Source organism: Chitinophaga deserti, from assembly GCF_003149455.1.
In the GTDB taxonomy this organism is placed as follows: domain Bacteria; phylum Bacteroidota; class Bacteroidia; order Chitinophagales; family Chitinophagaceae; genus Chitinophaga; species Chitinophaga deserti.
On sequence record NZ_QFFK01000011.1, the window covers coordinates 98903 to 114848 of the forward strand.

10 protein-coding genes are annotated in these 15946 nt (G+C 50.5%); 4 read left to right on the top strand and 6 right to left on the bottom strand.

Annotated elements, in window-relative coordinates:
• Positions 1 to 29: 29 nt before the first annotated feature.
• On the top strand, positions 30 to 674 hold the full coding sequence (locus DEV76_RS22475; protein WP_109700198.1) for a response regulator: 645 nt from the start codon (positions 30 to 32) through the stop codon (positions 672 to 674).
• A gap of 76 nt (positions 675 to 750) precedes the next feature.
• On the opposite strand, the gene DEV76_RS22480 is transcribed toward DEV76_RS22475, so the two are convergent.
• The 3 genes from DEV76_RS22480 to DEV76_RS22490 form a co-directional block, all read right to left on the bottom strand.
• Positions 751 to 2073: a DUF3472 domain-containing protein gene (locus tag DEV76_RS22480; protein ID WP_198652173.1), complete on the bottom strand. Its 1323-nt coding sequence runs from the start codon at positions 2071 to 2073 to the stop codon at positions 751 to 753.
• Between the two features lie 182 nt (positions 2074 to 2255).
• On the bottom strand, positions 2256 to 3485 hold the full coding sequence (locus DEV76_RS22485; RefSeq protein ID WP_109700199.1) for a hypothetical protein: 1230 nt from the start codon (positions 3483 to 3485) through the stop codon (positions 2256 to 2258).
• Positions 3486 to 3665: 180 nt separating this feature from the next.
• A complete protein-coding gene (locus DEV76_RS22490) occupies positions 3666 to 6209 on the bottom strand; it encodes a TonB-dependent receptor (RefSeq protein ID WP_109700200.1) in 2544 nt (847 codons plus the stop codon).
• Positions 6210 to 6700: 491 nt separating this feature from the next.
• On the opposite strand from DEV76_RS22490, the gene DEV76_RS22495 reads away from it, so the two are divergent.
• A complete protein-coding gene (locus tag DEV76_RS22495; protein WP_157963050.1) occupies positions 6701 to 7573 on the top strand; it encodes a DUF6624 domain-containing protein in 873 nt (290 codons plus the stop codon).
• A gap of 16 nt (positions 7574 to 7589) precedes the next feature.
• Positions 7590 to 8054, top strand: coding sequence for a hypothetical protein (locus DEV76_RS22500; RefSeq protein ID WP_109700202.1), 465 nt, complete (start codon positions 7590 to 7592; stop codon positions 8052 to 8054).
• On the opposite strand, the gene DEV76_RS22505 is transcribed toward DEV76_RS22500, so the two are convergent.
• Entirely contained in the window at positions 8032 to 8427 is a 396-nt protein-coding gene (locus DEV76_RS22505) for a barstar family protein (RefSeq protein WP_109700203.1), read from the bottom strand. The genes DEV76_RS22500 and DEV76_RS22505 overlap by 23 nt on opposite strands.
• A gap of 157 nt (positions 8428 to 8584) precedes the next feature.
• On the opposite strand from DEV76_RS22505, the gene DEV76_RS22510 reads away from it, so the two are divergent.
• Entirely contained in the window at positions 8585 to 10975 is a 2391-nt protein-coding gene (locus DEV76_RS22510) for an ABC transporter permease (RefSeq protein ID WP_109700204.1), read from the top strand.
• A 224-nt stretch (positions 10976 to 11199) separates the two neighbouring features.
• On the opposite strand, the gene DEV76_RS22515 is transcribed toward DEV76_RS22510, so the two are convergent.
• A complete protein-coding gene (locus DEV76_RS22515) occupies positions 11200 to 12207 on the bottom strand; it encodes a bestrophin family protein (protein ID WP_109700205.1) in 1008 nt (335 codons plus the stop codon).
• 137 nt (positions 12208 to 12344) lie between these two features.
• Positions 12345 to 15938, bottom strand: a complete 3594-nt coding sequence (locus DEV76_RS22520) for a TraB/GumN family protein (RefSeq protein ID WP_157963051.1) — start codon at positions 15936 to 15938, stop codon at positions 12345 to 12347.
• Between the last annotated feature and the right edge of the window lie 8 nt (positions 15939 to 15946).

Below are 15946 nucleotides of genomic sequence, written 5' to 3' on the forward strand. Positions count from 1 at the left end.
AGAAGCATAACACCCAAAAAACGAATTCAATGCCCGATACCATCACTTTAGCCATAGCAGACGACCATCTCATTGTAGTAAACGGCCTGCGCGCCATGCTGGCCCGCCGGAACGATATCCGCATCCTCTTCGAAGCCGCTGATGGCGATACAGTGCTGGAACAGCTGCAAACCCAGCAGCCCGACATCCTGCTGCTCGACATCCAGATGCCCGGACTTGCCGGTCCGGAGCTCTGCCGGAAGATCCACCGCCAGTTCCCCGATATCCGCATCCTCGTTCTCACCAGTCATGATACACCCGCTTACGTGAAGCAGATGATGCGTAACGGCGCCTCCGGCTATCTCATCAAGAACTCCGGTATGGAAGAGCTTTTCAATGCTATCAATAAAGTGATGGAAGGGGAGAAATACATCGATAATTACATCCGCAACGGACTGGTACACGAAGCGCTCACCGGCCAAACCGTGAGCCGCTATGAGATACCGCTTACCCGCCGGGAGAAAGACATCCTACAGCTTATTGCTGAAGAGTTCTCCAACCCGGAAATAGCCGCGCAACTCTGCATCAGCCTGCGCACTGTGGAAACACACCGCCAGAACATCGTGCATAAACTCCGTGTAAAGAATACCGTTGGCCTTGTAAAAGAAGCCATCAAACGCGGACTGATCGATTAAATACAACATATACTATATAAATAAAATCCGCCCGGGTACTCCCGGGCGGACGTGTTATATGCTCCCCATAACACGTTTACGGTAAAGTAGTGAGGTTCACTGTGGGCGCTACGCCCAGTGCGGGCCGCGTGAAGGTGGAACCATATGCAGTGCTTATGGCAAAGAAGCCGCCGTTCTGCAGGTAGAAGCTGCCAGCGTCCAGTCCGCCAGCATAATCGCGGCGCTGATCATTTGAACCCGTGGCATCGTAAGTGAACCGGCCCTGCGTGAGCTCCACCCAGGTGCCTGCCGTATTGCGGATCCACTGGTTGTTGTAACGCACCTTGCGGCCGAGGTAACCGCGGGTATCAATAAAGTTTTCGAGGAAAGAGTGTGCGCCGGTGTAATAGCTGACTGTGTTAGGCCGCTTCCAGGTAGCCAGGAAGCGCCAGGTACCCGTTTCGGGGGTATAGATCCAGCTGGAGTATAAAGAAGCCCCGGTGCCGTCGGGCTTGATCTGGGTGAGGAATTTGTAGGTAGTGCCGGCCGTCCAGTTGAAGAGCAGGTAGCTTTGGCCGCCGGTACCTTCTCCGCCAAAAGTATTATCCACCACATTCGGGCCTTTGCGCACGAGGGTGGTTTTCCCGGAAGCGGGGTCCCATACTGAAAAGAGTACCCTACGCTCGGTAGCACTGTTGACCTGAATACCGAAGTAACCACCGCTGAAGCCGTTGCTCATAAAGTAAGAACCGATCTTGTCTTCGCCCGCCGGCACCGTCATTTCATTATAAAACCATTCCGCAGTATTACCGGCAGGGATGGTATAACCCATATGTACAGAAGGCCCGCGGCGGCTCCAATAATAGTTGGCGGCATCATTGGCATACACCACATCGCTTGCGGTGGAAGCACCGCTGATGATAACGTGGGATACATCACCGAAGTAACTGCCGGTTTTGCTGATGCCCTGCAGATCTACCCGCACATATCCGGCAGCGCCGATAGTTACGGAACCAATGGAATGGGTGGCATAAGCATTACCGGAAATGCTTTTCGTAAAAACAGTTCCGTTTACAGTGATACGGATACTGCTGGTGCCGGAAGGCACTTTAGCGCGAAGCGATACATTCAGCGCCCCGGTTTGTGATACCCGGAACCATACGCTGGTAATGCTGTTGGCATTGGTCCAGTTACCAAGACCATTGGATGTGATTACTTCCGCACCGCCGGAAGCCAGGGTGGTGACATAGCCATTGCCGGCAAGGTGTACAGAATAGGAAGAAGCAGGCGGAACTGCGGATAACGTGTTGTCGTTGGTAAGTCTTTGTGCAGCAGGAGACTCGACTTTTTCCTTGCTGCAGGAGAGGAACAGGGCGCTGAGGGTAATGGCGCACCCGCTCATCATGTGCTTGATTTTCATGATTTTGGCATTTTGGGTTTCGGATAAGTTGTCAGATATGATAAAGAGTAGCCGGGTTACCGGTGGAGCATCAACACAGTAACAGGACAACGCGGCCCGGGAAAAGGGGCTATTGGGGACACATACATACAAAAAAAGGAGCTACCGTTACAGCAGCTCCTCATGTTGATTAACAGGGGTTATTAAGATACCAAACTGCCGGATGAAGCCGTCTTTGCAAGGGCAAGCCCGTTTACAATAGCGTTGCGGTATGCCGTGGCCACCGTAGCCACACTGTCGCCGCTTTCGCCACAGGGGCCGGAAAGCACGCAGTCTACAATAGAATCGTACATCCAAATAAAGCCTCCGTTTACCGGGTATTTACCGTTAGCCCACTTGGCATATTGCGTTTGAAGATCGGAAGGACAGGCGCCTCCCTGATTGTAAATATTGGAGCAGCCGTTTGCCAGTGCATAACCTTCACATTGCGGTGCGGAACCCCATTGCGGGAGCCCTCCGAAGAAAACTGCATCGCCTGCATTGAATTGCTTACCCGGACCCAGATCGAGGTAACTGTTGCAGTAAAAGAAGAATGTTTCTCCACCCACACAGCTTTGCATGGCCGCATCCGCAGAGGGATAATTACCCTGCCGCAGGAGGGATGACCAGTCGCCGCCGCCATACTGCGCTACAGCCGGGTATGATTTAACACTGCTGCCAGGCTGGCCGCTGTTCCACCAGCCACCGGGCCCTGCCTGGTTGGTAGCAAGCCCCGGAATGAGCAGGGCATTACTGCCCGATGCGGCAATTACCTGGCCCCATTCCTGCGGATCGTTATATTCCCCGCCGGAGTAGCATTGCAGGTGAAGGGCGCTTACGAAATCAGGACCGAACTTCTTCACCAGCTGGGTGAGCGCATCCTGCCATACTTCTGGCAGGCAATATGGGCAAAACGTTACGGAAGCATAACCGATAGCCTGCAGCATGATAGCGAAATCAACCATAACACCGGCTTCGAGATTGTCCTCATTATCGAAATCAATAGCATCGATATTGCCGCCTGCATTCACCATGGCAGCTTTTAACGCAGCCATATTAGTGTATAGCGGATTATCGGAACCGGTTCCATACTTTGAAATAAGACTGGCGATGTTGGTGAAATCACTCGTTCCACCGGCACCTACAGAGAAAATGACAGAGATACCGTTCTGATACAAGGTAGCGAGGCGGGAAGGCAGGTTCATGGTTTGCGCTTCCTGGTACACACCATTTGAAACGATCTGAGTGTTGTTCATAATGAGATCGCCCGAAGCATTCACATGCAGCGACCAGAGAATAACGGCCGGGTATTGTGCCGCCAGAAGATTGTTGACAGCCACGGACTCTCCGAAACAGAAGGAGCCGCTGGCGTAGATTCTAGCCTGAGGTGACATAACAATTGGGTTTTTATGGACAGGAATAAGTTAACGGAGACAAAATTCCGAAGACGGGGAAACAGTACAATAGCTAATATCCACTTTGACTGGGGGGTAAAATTATCTTTCCGTGGTGGGTATAAAAAAGAAACGGCCCGCTATAACAGCGGGCCGCCAGCAATGAAGCTTTATCGGACTTTACAAACCATAACGTAAGGTAACGCCGAAGGTTCTGGGATCTCCCAGCACACCGGCATAGTGCCCTGCATTGCCCGCACCGGGCAGCAGCTGCTCAAAATAATCCTTATCCAGCAGGTTGCGTGCCCAGAGGAAGAACGATAATCCGCTGTTAGCCTTGAAGCCCGCACGGGCATTCAGGAGGAAGTAACCATCTACCCGGAGGTATTTAGACGGGGAGGGGTTGGAGGAGAAGTCGGAGCGGTAGTAACCGTCAACCGCAAAGAAGAAGCTGCCTTTCTGCCCAAGTGCGCTGCCGCCTTTGGTGATCTCACCACCCAGTGATCCTACCCATTTGGAGATACCCGGCAACTCGCCGCCGGAAACGTCTTTAAAGGTAGGTCCGCCGGTTTCTTCCAGCGGGGGAGGTGCATTGGTAAAGCTTACATATTTGCCTTCGGTATAGGCCAGGGCGCCGTAGAAGGAAAGGAAGTCTTTCACCTTCACATTACCATCCAGTTCCACACCACGAACGCGAACCTTTTCGGCATTGGCGAGGTAACCACGGTTTACGGAGAGGTCGGCCGCCTGTACCTGTGTCTGGTAATTGGAGATATCGGTATTGTATACAGTCAGGTTGAGTATGGCATTTTCTCCCGGAGATGTTTTAACACCTACTTCATAATGGCGCACTTCTTCCGGTTTGATCACCGCGAGGTCGAGCATGGTTTTGCCGGCTGCAGTGGGCAGTCCGCCGAGGTTAAGGCCCACAGGTTTGAAACCGGTAGAGAAGGTGGCGAAGGTATTGATCTTCCGGTTGAACTTATAGGCCAGCGTTACCTGTCCGGATAAATTGGTATCGTCGATATCAGTTTCGAAAGCCTGAGAGGTGTAAACACCGTTCTTCAGTGCAAGGAGGGCAGGGTCTTCCGTTTGCAGGCCGCCATATGCTTCGCGGCGGAAGTTCACTTTCTTGTCATCATAGTTGAAACGCAGGCCGGGTAAGAGGCTCAGGCGGTCGGTGATGGCCCAGTCTACCTGTCCGAATATTGCACCGCTGAAGGTTCGCAGGCTGGGATACGAGCGTATACCGAAGCCTTCGAAAAGTCCGGGTGTTTTCCAGAGTGCGCTGGTAGAGCTTTGGGAGAAGCGCCACTGGTCGCGGCCCGATTCTTCGGTATGCGAACCATCTGCATCCAGCTTCTGACCAAAGGCGAATACACCAAATACGGCGCTAACCTTCGGTAATATAGAGCCTGCCCAACGTACTTCCTGCGACCATTGTTTGTGTTTGGAAGGCGCCTGAGAAAGGGCGAGCGCCTGCAGACCGGTAAAATCGCGGTCGTTGGAAGGGTCCCAGTTCCAGTAGCGGTAAGCGGATGTGGCTGTAAGCCTGCCCGATCCCAGTTTGAAATCGAAGTTGAGGGAGGCACCGCCCAGGTCCTGGAACGAGCGCCATGGTGTATCGTGATCGATCACACGGTCGAAGGGATTATCGCTGGGGAACTTATAATTGAGATCCGCCGCAATAGCAGGGAACTGGCGATAAGAAGCCCGGAGTGTGGGGGCAGTACCGGCGTATACCTGTGCATAGCCATCAGGGCGCTGGCGCGATGCATCTGCCGCCAGGGTTATTTCCAGCTTCTCGGAAGGTTTGAAGAGGAGCTGTCCGCGTACCCCCAGGTTATTGAGAGTATTGGTATGCTTATCGGTTTTAACATTGTAAATGGTACCATTACGGTGCGTACCGGAAAACGAAATACGGGCAGCGAATTTATCACTGAGGGGGCCGGTGATTGAAGTCTTTGCCTGTATGTAACCATAGTTGCCGTAGCTCACTTCGAAGTTGGCGCCCGGTGTGAATTTAGGCTTGCGGGTAGTAACGTTGAATGTACCTGCCGTGGTGTTTTTCCCGAAGAGGGTGCCCTGCGGGCCACGCAGTACTTCTATCTGTTCGATGTCGAGGAAGTCGATGGTGGTAGCAGCCGGACGGGCATAATAAACCCCGTCCACATAAAAGCCCACACCGGGATCGATGCCATCGTTGGTGAGGCCGAAGGTGGTACCGAGGCCGCGGATACTGAGGCCCGTGTTACGGGGGTTGGAGGAATACAGTTGAACGGAAGGCACCAGTTCTTTGAGGCGGTTCACGTTAAAGAGGCCCGCATCTTCGGCCTGGGCGCCGCCCACCACAGAAATAGGGATGGGCACGGCCTGCAGGGATTCCTTTCTGCGCCTTGCGGTGATTACCACTTCGGAGAGGGCATCGTTTTTCTCGAGGATCACATCCAGCTCAGGCCCCGTATTGCGGCCGATGTGTGATTCATTTGTTTTGTATCCCACATAACTGATGGTGATATAAAAGGGAGGCTCGCGGCGGGCTTCGAGCAGATAGCGGCCGGTTGAGTCTGTCTGGGCAAAGAAAGTAGTGCCTTTGATGCCGATAGTGGCGCCGGGCAGCGGGGAGCCGTCTTTCGAGCGAACGAGCCCCTTTAATGTAAACTGTGCCGATACGGCATAGGAAAGCAATAGCACTGGCAAAGCCAGCAACAGCATTTTTTTCATGGTTGATAATAATTTTAAGCTTGCGGAATGGGATGCTTTAGCGCAGGACAGACATGTCCGGCTGGTTGGTGAAGCCGCAACAATAAGGTCTGATAAATAATATGCGTGTTTTCATTACCCTGGGATTATGAACATCACGAAGGTAGAATACTATTTTCTTATTTCCTACTGATTTAGTAGACTAATAGAAAAGTAGTAGATCAACTTACTGATAACCTGTGTATTAAGACAGGAAAATATTGATGCATGACGGTCAGACAGGTGATTTTAATGGGGATTTAACAAATATTTAGGTGCTTCCTGCTGCGTATTGATAGCATTCTGCACAGAATTCTTTTATTTTTCATTGCTGTACTTAAAAAATAGCCCTGTACCGGAAACCCAGACTTAGAATCAATACCCATTTAATGTTCCACATTTTCAGCAATAAAGTAATACCAACAATATTCGGAACGTTTTGTTGTGTTGCAGCATTGGCACAAAACAAACCGGTGATACTACCGGAGGAATTCAGCAAACATGTTCGTGTGGCCGATTCACTGATGACGGCGGGTAATTATGCACTGGCGGCAGATAGTTACAGGAAGGCTTTTAGTGATTATAAATGGAAAGGCCCGGTACCAGACCGTCTCAACGCCGCGCGGGCGTATGCTTATACCGGGCAAAATGAATCCGCCTTAGCTGCACTCCAATTGCTTTGTGAAACTGAACGTTTCTTTGATCACCCTTCAATATTGAAGGATAAGGCTTTTGAAGGGTTAAGGAACGATCCGCGATTTAAGCAGGTGCTCCAATGCATCCGGGCCAGTCAGCAAAAACATGCTCCTAAATTTAATCCGGAGTTGAGGGATCAACTGCTGGCGCTTAAAAAGGAAGATCAGGAAGTAAGATCTGCGCTCGATGCGGCTGTAAAAAGGAATGCACCGGCTGTGACAATCAATGAAATATCCACACGCATGCTTGCGACAGATTCGGCCAATATAGCTTTTGTTGCAGATCTGCTGGACCATAAAGGCTGGCCGGATAAGTTCACAGTTGATTTTACCGGTTGCGATGCCATCTTCCTCATCATTCAGCACGCACCGCTGGAAACGCAAAAGAAGTACCTGCCCATGATACAGCAGGCAGCCAAAACGCTGGATATCCCCCCGCCCAACCTTGCCCTGCTTACCGACAGGATATCCGTGCGAGAAAACGGCACTCAGTTGTATGGTACTCAAATCACGATGGGGCCTTCAGGGGAAAAGATTCCTTTCCCTATTACAGATGAGGCAGGCGTAAATAAAAGAAGAAAGGCAATAGGCCTCCCGCCATTGGAAGATTATCTGAAAATGCTGGGCATTACTTATGTTCCGAAACAATAATATATTTCAACCCGCAATGAATCAACATACCTATACCACTTCAAAGGAATTCATCACTAAGTTTGAATTCGATTTCATGGAAACCTATTCGTTCTGCAGAGATTATGAACCCGGTTTTAAACCCAATGGCATTGAGTATATTCTGCAGGCCGATGGCTCACTCCATCCAACGGCAGATCATACACACACTTTTCAGCGTACCGACCCACAGGTGGCGGAGTTCTTACAAATTATGCAAACGGAAATAAAGGAAGTGCCAGCCTGGATGTGTGCCCCTTATTACCGGGATGCCGTACTATTTTATGACAGTAAGGGCACATTAATAACCGCATTGAACATCTGTCTTAGTTGCGAGTATATGGAAACTGCTCCACGCGCACATATCAATGCGGATGCCCAAACATATGTATTGCTAAAACAGTTTTTCCTTTCGCTGGGGCACCATGTGGAAGATATATTCAGTCCACTGCCCGCAAAGTGATATTGGGGTGTTCTGCAATGATCTCCAGCAGGATGTCGAAATAGGTTTGTCCGGTTCCGCTTTCGAGGGCGGCCAGCTTATCGCGGGCCAGGTCTTTATCGTATGGGGAATCAGTTAAGAGCTTGTCTTCGTAAAAACGCTTTGTGACCGCGTAGCCCAGCGCTGCACGGCTTTGTTCCATGTGTTGCCAGAATAGCACCACAGGTTCATTGATTTGGAGCAGCCCGAACCCTCCGTACAGGAGATCATTGAAGGCATCCAGACTGTTACCCAGCTGCCAGTCTTCCCCGGACATAAACACCCGGTTGATCTCCGCATAAAAAGAAGGGATATCCGTAATACGGCTGCCATCTATGGTTACAAGCTTTTCCATATAGTAATACGGATAAAGATACGGCTATGTCCGGTTACGGGCGCAAAACTGTCCGATTCCGGACGTTTCTTCCCCGTTATTATCAGTAAAACCCGCTACAGGTAAGCCTCTTCAATTCTGGCAGGGTGCTTGTCCATGCAGGGCATATCTTTACATTATGGTCTACAATTACTTCAAGATAGCTTTCCGCAACCTCTGGAAGCACAAGACCTTCTCCGCGATCAATATCGCCGGACTGGCAGCAGGCCTTACCGCCTGCTTCTTCATCCTGTCATACGTCCGGTTTGAGCTTAGTTACGATACCTTCCATAGCAAGGCCGACAGGATTGTACGGCTGCGCGATGATGTGATAACACCCACTGAAACGATCCCCAACGCCATTTCCGTATACCCTGCAGGGCCCGCCATCGCAGCAGAATTCCCGGAAGTAGAATCGTATACACGCGTTACGGTTACGGAAGCCATTATGTTAAACGGCGACAAAAAGTTCCGGGAACCCAATTGTATAATCGCAGACTCCACTTTCTTCAACATATTTGATTTTAAGCTACTGGAGGGTAAACCTTCTCAGGTGTTAGCTGCCCCTAACAGCGTGGTATTATCTCCCGCAGCAGCTACCCGGTATTTCGGAGATGCATCACCCATAGGTAAAACAATTCAAATCCCGAATAACGAATCCCTGCTTACCTTAACCGTTACCGGAGTAATGGCCGTCATGCCGGAGAACTCCCAGCTGAAAGCGGATGTGGTTATTTCCATGTCCACCTTCAGAGAGCTGTATCAGCAAACGCCCGACAGCTGGACCAACCATGCTCCTTATACTTATCTGTTACTGAAACCCGGTGCTGACTATAAAGCCCTGCAGGCGAAGTTCCCCGCCTTTCTTGAAAAAAGGATCGGGGAAATGATGGACAATTACCAGATGCACTATACCTATCACCTCACCCCATTGAAAGATGTATACCTCAACTGGGGGCATTTCACCTATGCAGGTATTACCGGTAACAAGGTCAATGTGCGGATCTTCACGCTGGTAGCAGTGATGATCCTGCTTATCGCATGCTTTAACTTCATTAACCTGAGCACCGCCCGCGCCGCAGAGCGTGCCCGGGAAGTGGGGGTAAGGAAGGTAGTGGGGGCAGGGCAGCGGCAGCTGGTGATCCAATACCTCGGAGAATCTGTACTGCTGTGTTTGTTTGCTTTCGTATTATCAGTAGTGCTTTGCATATTGCTGGCGCCACTGTTTAATCAGCTGGCGGGTAAAACCATTTTCCAGTCTCTGCTACTAGGTAACTCCGGCCTGCTGTATTTATTTGCAGGGGCGGTGGCTACGGGTGTGCTTGCCGGCACGTATCCCGCCATGGTATTGTCGTCCTTTAAACCCGTTAAAGTCCTGAAAGGCAGGGTAACGGTGGGCAGGAAAGGGGTTACTATGCGCAGGGGGCTTGTAGTGGCGCAGTTTGCCATTTCGCTTTCGCTCATGATTGCCACCATCGTTGTATATAAACAAATGCGCTTTATGCGGCAGCAGGATCTGGGATTCAAGCCGGATCAGACTGTTGTGGTCACCACAGGCACGATCCCCGCTGCGGAATCTTTCCGGCATGCGGTGAGTGGACTGCCCGGCGTGCAATCCGTCAGCCGCAGTTCCAGTGTTCCCGGGCGGGAGCATACCAGCGCCTATTCGGAACTGGAAAACGTACATGGCGATTTTCAGAAGTCTAATGTGGATCTCTACTTTACAGACTTTGATTTCATTCCCCAATACAAATTGCACCTGGTAGCAGGCAGGGCGTTTAATACGCAGTTCAGGACAGATTCCACGCAGGCTATGTTGCTGAACGAAGCAGCGGTTAAAATGCTGGGGTATCCGTCACCTCAGGCTGCTATCGGCAGGCGCTTCAAACAATGGGGGCGCGAAGGCACAATTGTGGGTGTACTGAAGAATTTCCATTATCATTCCCTACAGCAACAGATACAGCCCCTCAGCATGCGTATTGAACCGGGTGCCTTTGAGCTCATGTCTATTAAAGTAAAACCCGGGGAACTGAAAGAAACGCTGGCGGCCATCGAGAAAACCTGGAACGCACAGATAGGCGGCAGGCCGTTCGTATACCAGGTGCTGGATGAGGGTTTTAATCTTCAGTATCAGCAGGACGAGCGTTTCGGTACCTTATTCTTCTACTTTTCCATCCTTGCTATATTCATATCGTGCCTTGGCCTGTTAGGGCTTGTGGCTTACAGCACCATCCGCCGTGCCAAGGAAATCGGCATCCGCAAAGTGCTCGGTGCTTCTGCTGCCGGAGTGATGATGCTGCTTTCCAAGGAATTTATCGTGCTTATCGGTCTGGCGGCTTTGATTGCCGTACCGCTTGTATGGTTCGGCATGCACGAATGGCTCAATGGCTATGCATACCGTACTACACTTTCCTGGTGGGTGTTTGTACTGGCAGGAGGGTTCACTTTAGTAGTGGCGCTGCTGACGGTGAGCTTCCACTCCCTGAAAGCCGCCTTCACCAACCCCATAAAATCTTTACAAACGGAATAACCGGCCTTCTATTTCAGCTTCAGGCGCCTGTACTAACATACAGGCGCCTTTTTGTTTGTATGACAGTACAGGACAAATACCACCGCACAGGCGCATATACCCAAACAATATGCAGGTAAAAACGCAAAGCTGACAGTGAACGGGACTACCGTTAAACTCCAAAGAAATGGAGCCATTAGCCTGCCAAGCGGGCAATACACACTGGAAGCGGTAAAATAGAAATTCTACAACACGATATTGTTTACAGGAACGATGGGGGCGGGGAGTGCCGGTTCATCCAGCATATCGCGCATATCGATTTCAATCGTGCGGCTGATCTGTGTAATGGGCACATCGTTGGCGCTGCCTTCAAACGGGTTAACCGAGCTTTCACCTACAGTGTCCAGCGTATGGAAGGCCCAGGCCACCATGGCAGAAAAAGGGATATTGAGCCAGATGGTATAGCCTTGCAGGAAAGTACCATCGCCCAACCGCGCATACTCCTTCAGCAAACCAAACGGCAGCAGGAAGATGAATATGAACATGAGGTAGGTGGCTACCGATGCAAAGTTGCGGGGATAAGGGAAGTTCTTGATACGCTCTGCCTTACCCTGATCGTCCGTAAACCGGATGATGCCGTTCTGTAATTCCTTCCACTGAAAATCATTGATAACACCTTCCTGCCTAAGCCCCGCAAGCGTTTCGGACTGCAGGGCTATCAGCTGAGTGGCGCGGTTCTTCTTGGAGAGGATGTATTGCAATTCATCCCCCGTTAAATATCCTGCCAATTCATCTTCGAGTTTGGATTGCTTCTCGGGAATAACATAATGATCTGCCTGAAACGACTGGTTACTGTGCCGTTGCATGTTTTCCCAGCTGCGCGGCTCCCTGAGCTGGAAGCGCAATGCCGTTAACCAGGCAAAGTGGCGGTAGAACATTTGCTTCACCGTGGCTGATTGCTTTCCTCCCAGTGCGTCCCGCAGGGTATAGCCGAAACTGCGGCTGTCGTTGATAATGGCTCCGTATATCTGGCGGGCCTCCCAGATCCTTCCGTAACTGGCATTGTTCTTAAACCCGATGATAAAGGCCAGTCCGGTTCCAAGGAATGCAACCGGCTGCCAGGGTAAAGCGAGGAACGACATACCGGCGGCGTACAGCACTGTGGGAATGGCGGATATCGCCAGCAGGAGGAGTGTATCCCTTAACGTCCAGGTAAAGAATTCAAGCGGGGTGTAGCGTTTTCCGGTATGCATATGGTGTTGGATTGAGGTGATATCCTAAATTAATGCATTTCAGGTAATTGTGTTACAGGCTGTGCCGCCTGCGGAAACAGAAAAGCCGCGTTCATCATGGACGAACGCGGCTTTTGGGTAAGATAGAAATAAAAGGATTAGTCGGTTTCGGCTACTTCCGCTTCTTCGAAATATTCAGTGTACAGGCGTTGCGCCTCTTCAGAGAGCTTCGCCTTGTCTTCGGCAATTTCCTTTGAAACATCGTAGAACTGGTCCGGCTCATAGTTTATTTTTGTGGTATCCAGCGAGCAGGGGCCTATCAGCAGGTAGGACCATTCGTCGTCAACATTGATGTGGTATAACAACATAGACTCCGTCTGGTTATTGCGTTTCACATTATGACGGGAAATAAACTTACAATCCTTCACTGTATAATCATCCGAATAGTAATTGGCAATATACGCACCTGCTACTTTCTCCTGCGACAATAAATGGCGGATATGCTTTTCCGTACCCTGTTCTTTCAGTTTGGAGATAAAACTATAACCTGCATTATAATCTTCAATGATTGATTTCAGGTCTTTATCTGCCACTTTCACCCCGGAATTAATGAGGCCCCTTGCACCGAGGGCACGCATCGCAGCGTATTTGCCAGCCATAATTTCCCGGAAAATCTGTTGTGAATTATGTTTGATACCGGGAACAGCCAGCACATATGCGCTTCTAAACAGATTGGTGTTCCAGCCCAGATATTCATCTTCGTCCTTTTTCTTCTTCCATTCAGCCACCAAACGTTTAATGTTCCGCTCTACACCCGGCACCAGCCTCTGCAGGTTATACCGCGCGAAATCCGGAGCCTGCCAGATAGAGTCAAAATAGTAGAAGGCAACGAATTCCTGCAGGAACACATCAGACTTTGCAGCAAGGTCAATCAATTGAGGAAGGTATTTCTTAAATGAGGAATCTCCCTTCAACTGAAGGCTGATAATTTGTCTTTCGTTGTTGAGGTCTTCCGGCAGATCAACCGCCAGCTTCAGGAACGACTGCATACCTTCGTCGGTTCGAAGCAGGCTCAGAACACGCAGCAATGTTTTACGATGATCCACATCCGGAACGCTCCTGTACAGCTTTTCCGTGAAAGGAATAACCACATTGCCTGCAGAAGGCGGGAGGCTGGCCAGTAGCATAACTTTCGCATTTACCTCGCCTGTATCGAGCGGGAACGGCTTTTCAAGGGTCTTCAATACGAGGGGGATATCAGCACTGTCTACATCAAATTCCATGAGGTAAGCTTTGGCCTGATTGAAAAGAGCGGTATCCCTGCTTTGAAGGTCCGTCATCAGCAATGGCACCTTGGGTGAGGTGACGGATTGGGTATCCTCCAGTGCTTTTGCTGTGGGGCGGAAAGAAGAGAGGAATGTTTTGGCATAGTCCGTTTTAGCCAGCTCCCCGGGAGCTATCAGGTTAATACTAAATAAAGTATGGCCTGCCAATACGGATTTCTTATACCAGTGCAATCCGTTCGCCTCGCTCTTCAGCTCAGCTTCGTATACCTTTAGCTTACCATCGTTATAAATCCGGCGTCCGGTTTCCTTAAATGTGGTATCATTTATTTTCACCAGGTACTTGGCAAGGGAATCAGGTACCCGTTCGAAATACCTGTCGAATTTGACCTGCTCGATGAAGTACATGGAATAGTTGGTGCTATCCATCGCGGTATAAATCCGCTCATTATTTTGGGAATCCTTCGCAACATCACCACCACTGAACTTTTCTGGTCCAAGCAGTGTAAAGGTGCCGTCTTTCGAAGTAAACGGCACGGATACAGGCTTGCTCCCGATAGGCAAAACCTGCAATGAACGCAGGTAGCGGCCGGGGAGGAGACTGTCTGTCTTCTTCTCATCATAAGTGCAAAGCATGGAATATGCCAGGTTACCACGGGCCACGTAATGCAGTTTTGATGTATAACCATTACTATGGCGGAAAGTGAACTCATGGCGGGGCAGGCCTGCATAAGTCACAACACTGGATTCAATCAACCGTGCCGTGGAGTCCTGCGAGGTAACCAAAACACGAAGATTGCGGATGATTGTTGCATCACTGGTATTGTAATACCCCCTTTTTGTTTTGATAATGCGGAAAATATAAGTGATCTGATTAGGCTTATCCAGTGCCGAATATATTTCTTCCGGCCGTTCGGTTTCCAGTCCCGCCTTCACCTGATTAGCATCAGATGGCAGCATCACCGACACACCAAAATCAGGGCGGCTTACTGTTTCATACACTGATGCCTGCCGTACGATGTCGTAGAAGCGGACAGACTCAAAAAAGTCGTTACGCCCCTGTTCATTGGCTTCCTGCGCACCATACATGAATATCAATGCGCGGTTATTCTGCATGAAAATACGCAGGTGAAACTGAATCTGGGATTGCGTCATCACTGCTTCCACACCCTGCATATTGCGATAAGTGATCGGGTACGACTTCTCTACCTGGGCGTTCCCCTGGCGGGCCATACCATCGATAAGGCCCTTTACGATCTGGCTTTCATCACGGGTAAGCTGGGGAATATCGATAGAAAATGCGAAACCTGCTTCTCCCATGGTACTGGTTCCGATGTACATCTTCCGGTTCATATTGGGAATAGGCATAGTGCTGGGGGATCCCGGAAGCGTTACGCTATAGCCGTCTGTAAGGCGATTGAGGGGGTATCCCTTCAGGCTGTCGAGCGTTACACGCTCGCGGGCAGCCACTCCGGTAAAGGAAGCAGGAACGGCCTCTACAGTGAAGCCTTTCTTCCGTAAAAGTTCCACCATACCCAATTTACCGGGCAGGTGTGCTACCCCCACGGCAGCAAACACACTCCCTTGGCTGACCAGGGCAGCGAGGTTATCCGCCATTTCACGGTTGCGGGGGATCATTGAAAAGTCGGCCCCCGACTTGTTGAAGTCTTTAATGATTTCATCGGGGTTACCTCTGTAGTACAGGTCTACCAGTTTGAGCAGGTAACTTTTTTTCAGGCTTTTCATGGATTCACGGCCACCTTCACCATCAGGACCGTCGCCCCAGTAACCGATATCCCACAGGAAGCGGTCTTTCTCAAAATTGCCGTCATTCATGAGCAACTGGGTCTGGTTCTTTAATTGTTCAAGACTATGGACGGGCTTCCCCATCCGGGTGGCTTTCTGATGGAACCAGCCATCGAGGAAGGCGCTTTCTTTTCTGTTGGCATTAGCAGGTTCACCGTTCTCCTCTTCATCAAGCATCGCTTCTTCGGAATCGGTGAGCAGTTTCTCGATAAACCAGAGGCTTTTCATCTTCAGTTTTTCGATAGGCACCCCGGTTTTGAGGACAACCAGACTATCTACAAACCGGTATTCATCCTCACTGAGGATCTTACGCATTTCGTTCGGTGTTTCCTGCATGAAGCCTTCCGGGGAGAGGAGGAAGCTCATGAGGGAGTCCAGGTCCACTTCCATGGCAAAAGACTTCACCTGCTTCAGGGCGGTGAGCACAGAGTCGCTGAATTCGAAAACCCGTTTATCGGCCAGGTGCATGGTGCCGAAAAGATAGGAGGGAGCCGCAGTTTTAGGGCCTGTGATACGCCAGAGTAACTGGTAATCCGACCTGTTGGGCTGCTGCTGCTGGGCGCTTGAAGCGAAACCAGCCGTCAGCAGGGCAAAGAGTAATATTGTACGGGATAAACAACGGAGGGGCTGGCGCTGCCCCCGTTTGGTACGGGATGTAAACATGGCGCAAA

Bases quoted from the DNA above. Each gene is read 5' to 3' on its own strand.
- DEV76_RS22475 (WP_109700198.1), top strand. From the start codon at position 30: ATGCCCGATACCATCACTTTAGCCATAGCAGACGACCATCTCATTGTA.
- DEV76_RS22480 (WP_198652173.1), bottom strand. From the start codon at position 2,073: ATGAAAATCAAGCACATGATGAGCGGGTGCGCCATTACCCTCAGCGCC.
- DEV76_RS22485 (WP_109700199.1), bottom strand. From the start codon at position 3,485: ATGTCACCTCAGGCTAGAATCTACGCCAGCGGCTCCTTCTGTTTCGGA.
- DEV76_RS22490 (WP_109700200.1), bottom strand. From the start codon at position 6,209: ATGAAAAAAATGCTGTTGCTGGCTTTGCCAGTGCTATTGCTTTCCTAT.
- DEV76_RS22500 (WP_109700202.1), top strand. From the start codon at position 7,590: ATGAATCAACATACCTATACCACTTCAAAGGAATTCATCACTAAGTTT.
- DEV76_RS22505 (WP_109700203.1), bottom strand. From the start codon at position 8,427: ATGGAAAAGCTTGTAACCATAGATGGCAGCCGTATTACGGATATCCCT.
- DEV76_RS22510 (WP_109700204.1), top strand. From the start codon at position 8,585: ATGGTCTACAATTACTTCAAGATAGCTTTCCGCAACCTCTGGAAGCAC.
- DEV76_RS22515 (WP_109700205.1), bottom strand. From the start codon at position 12,207: ATGCATACCGGAAAACGCTACACCCCGCTTGAATTCTTTACCTGGACG.
- DEV76_RS22520 (WP_157963051.1), bottom strand. From the start codon at position 15,938: ATGTTTACATCCCGTACCAAACGGGGGCAGCGCCAGCCCCTCCGTTGT.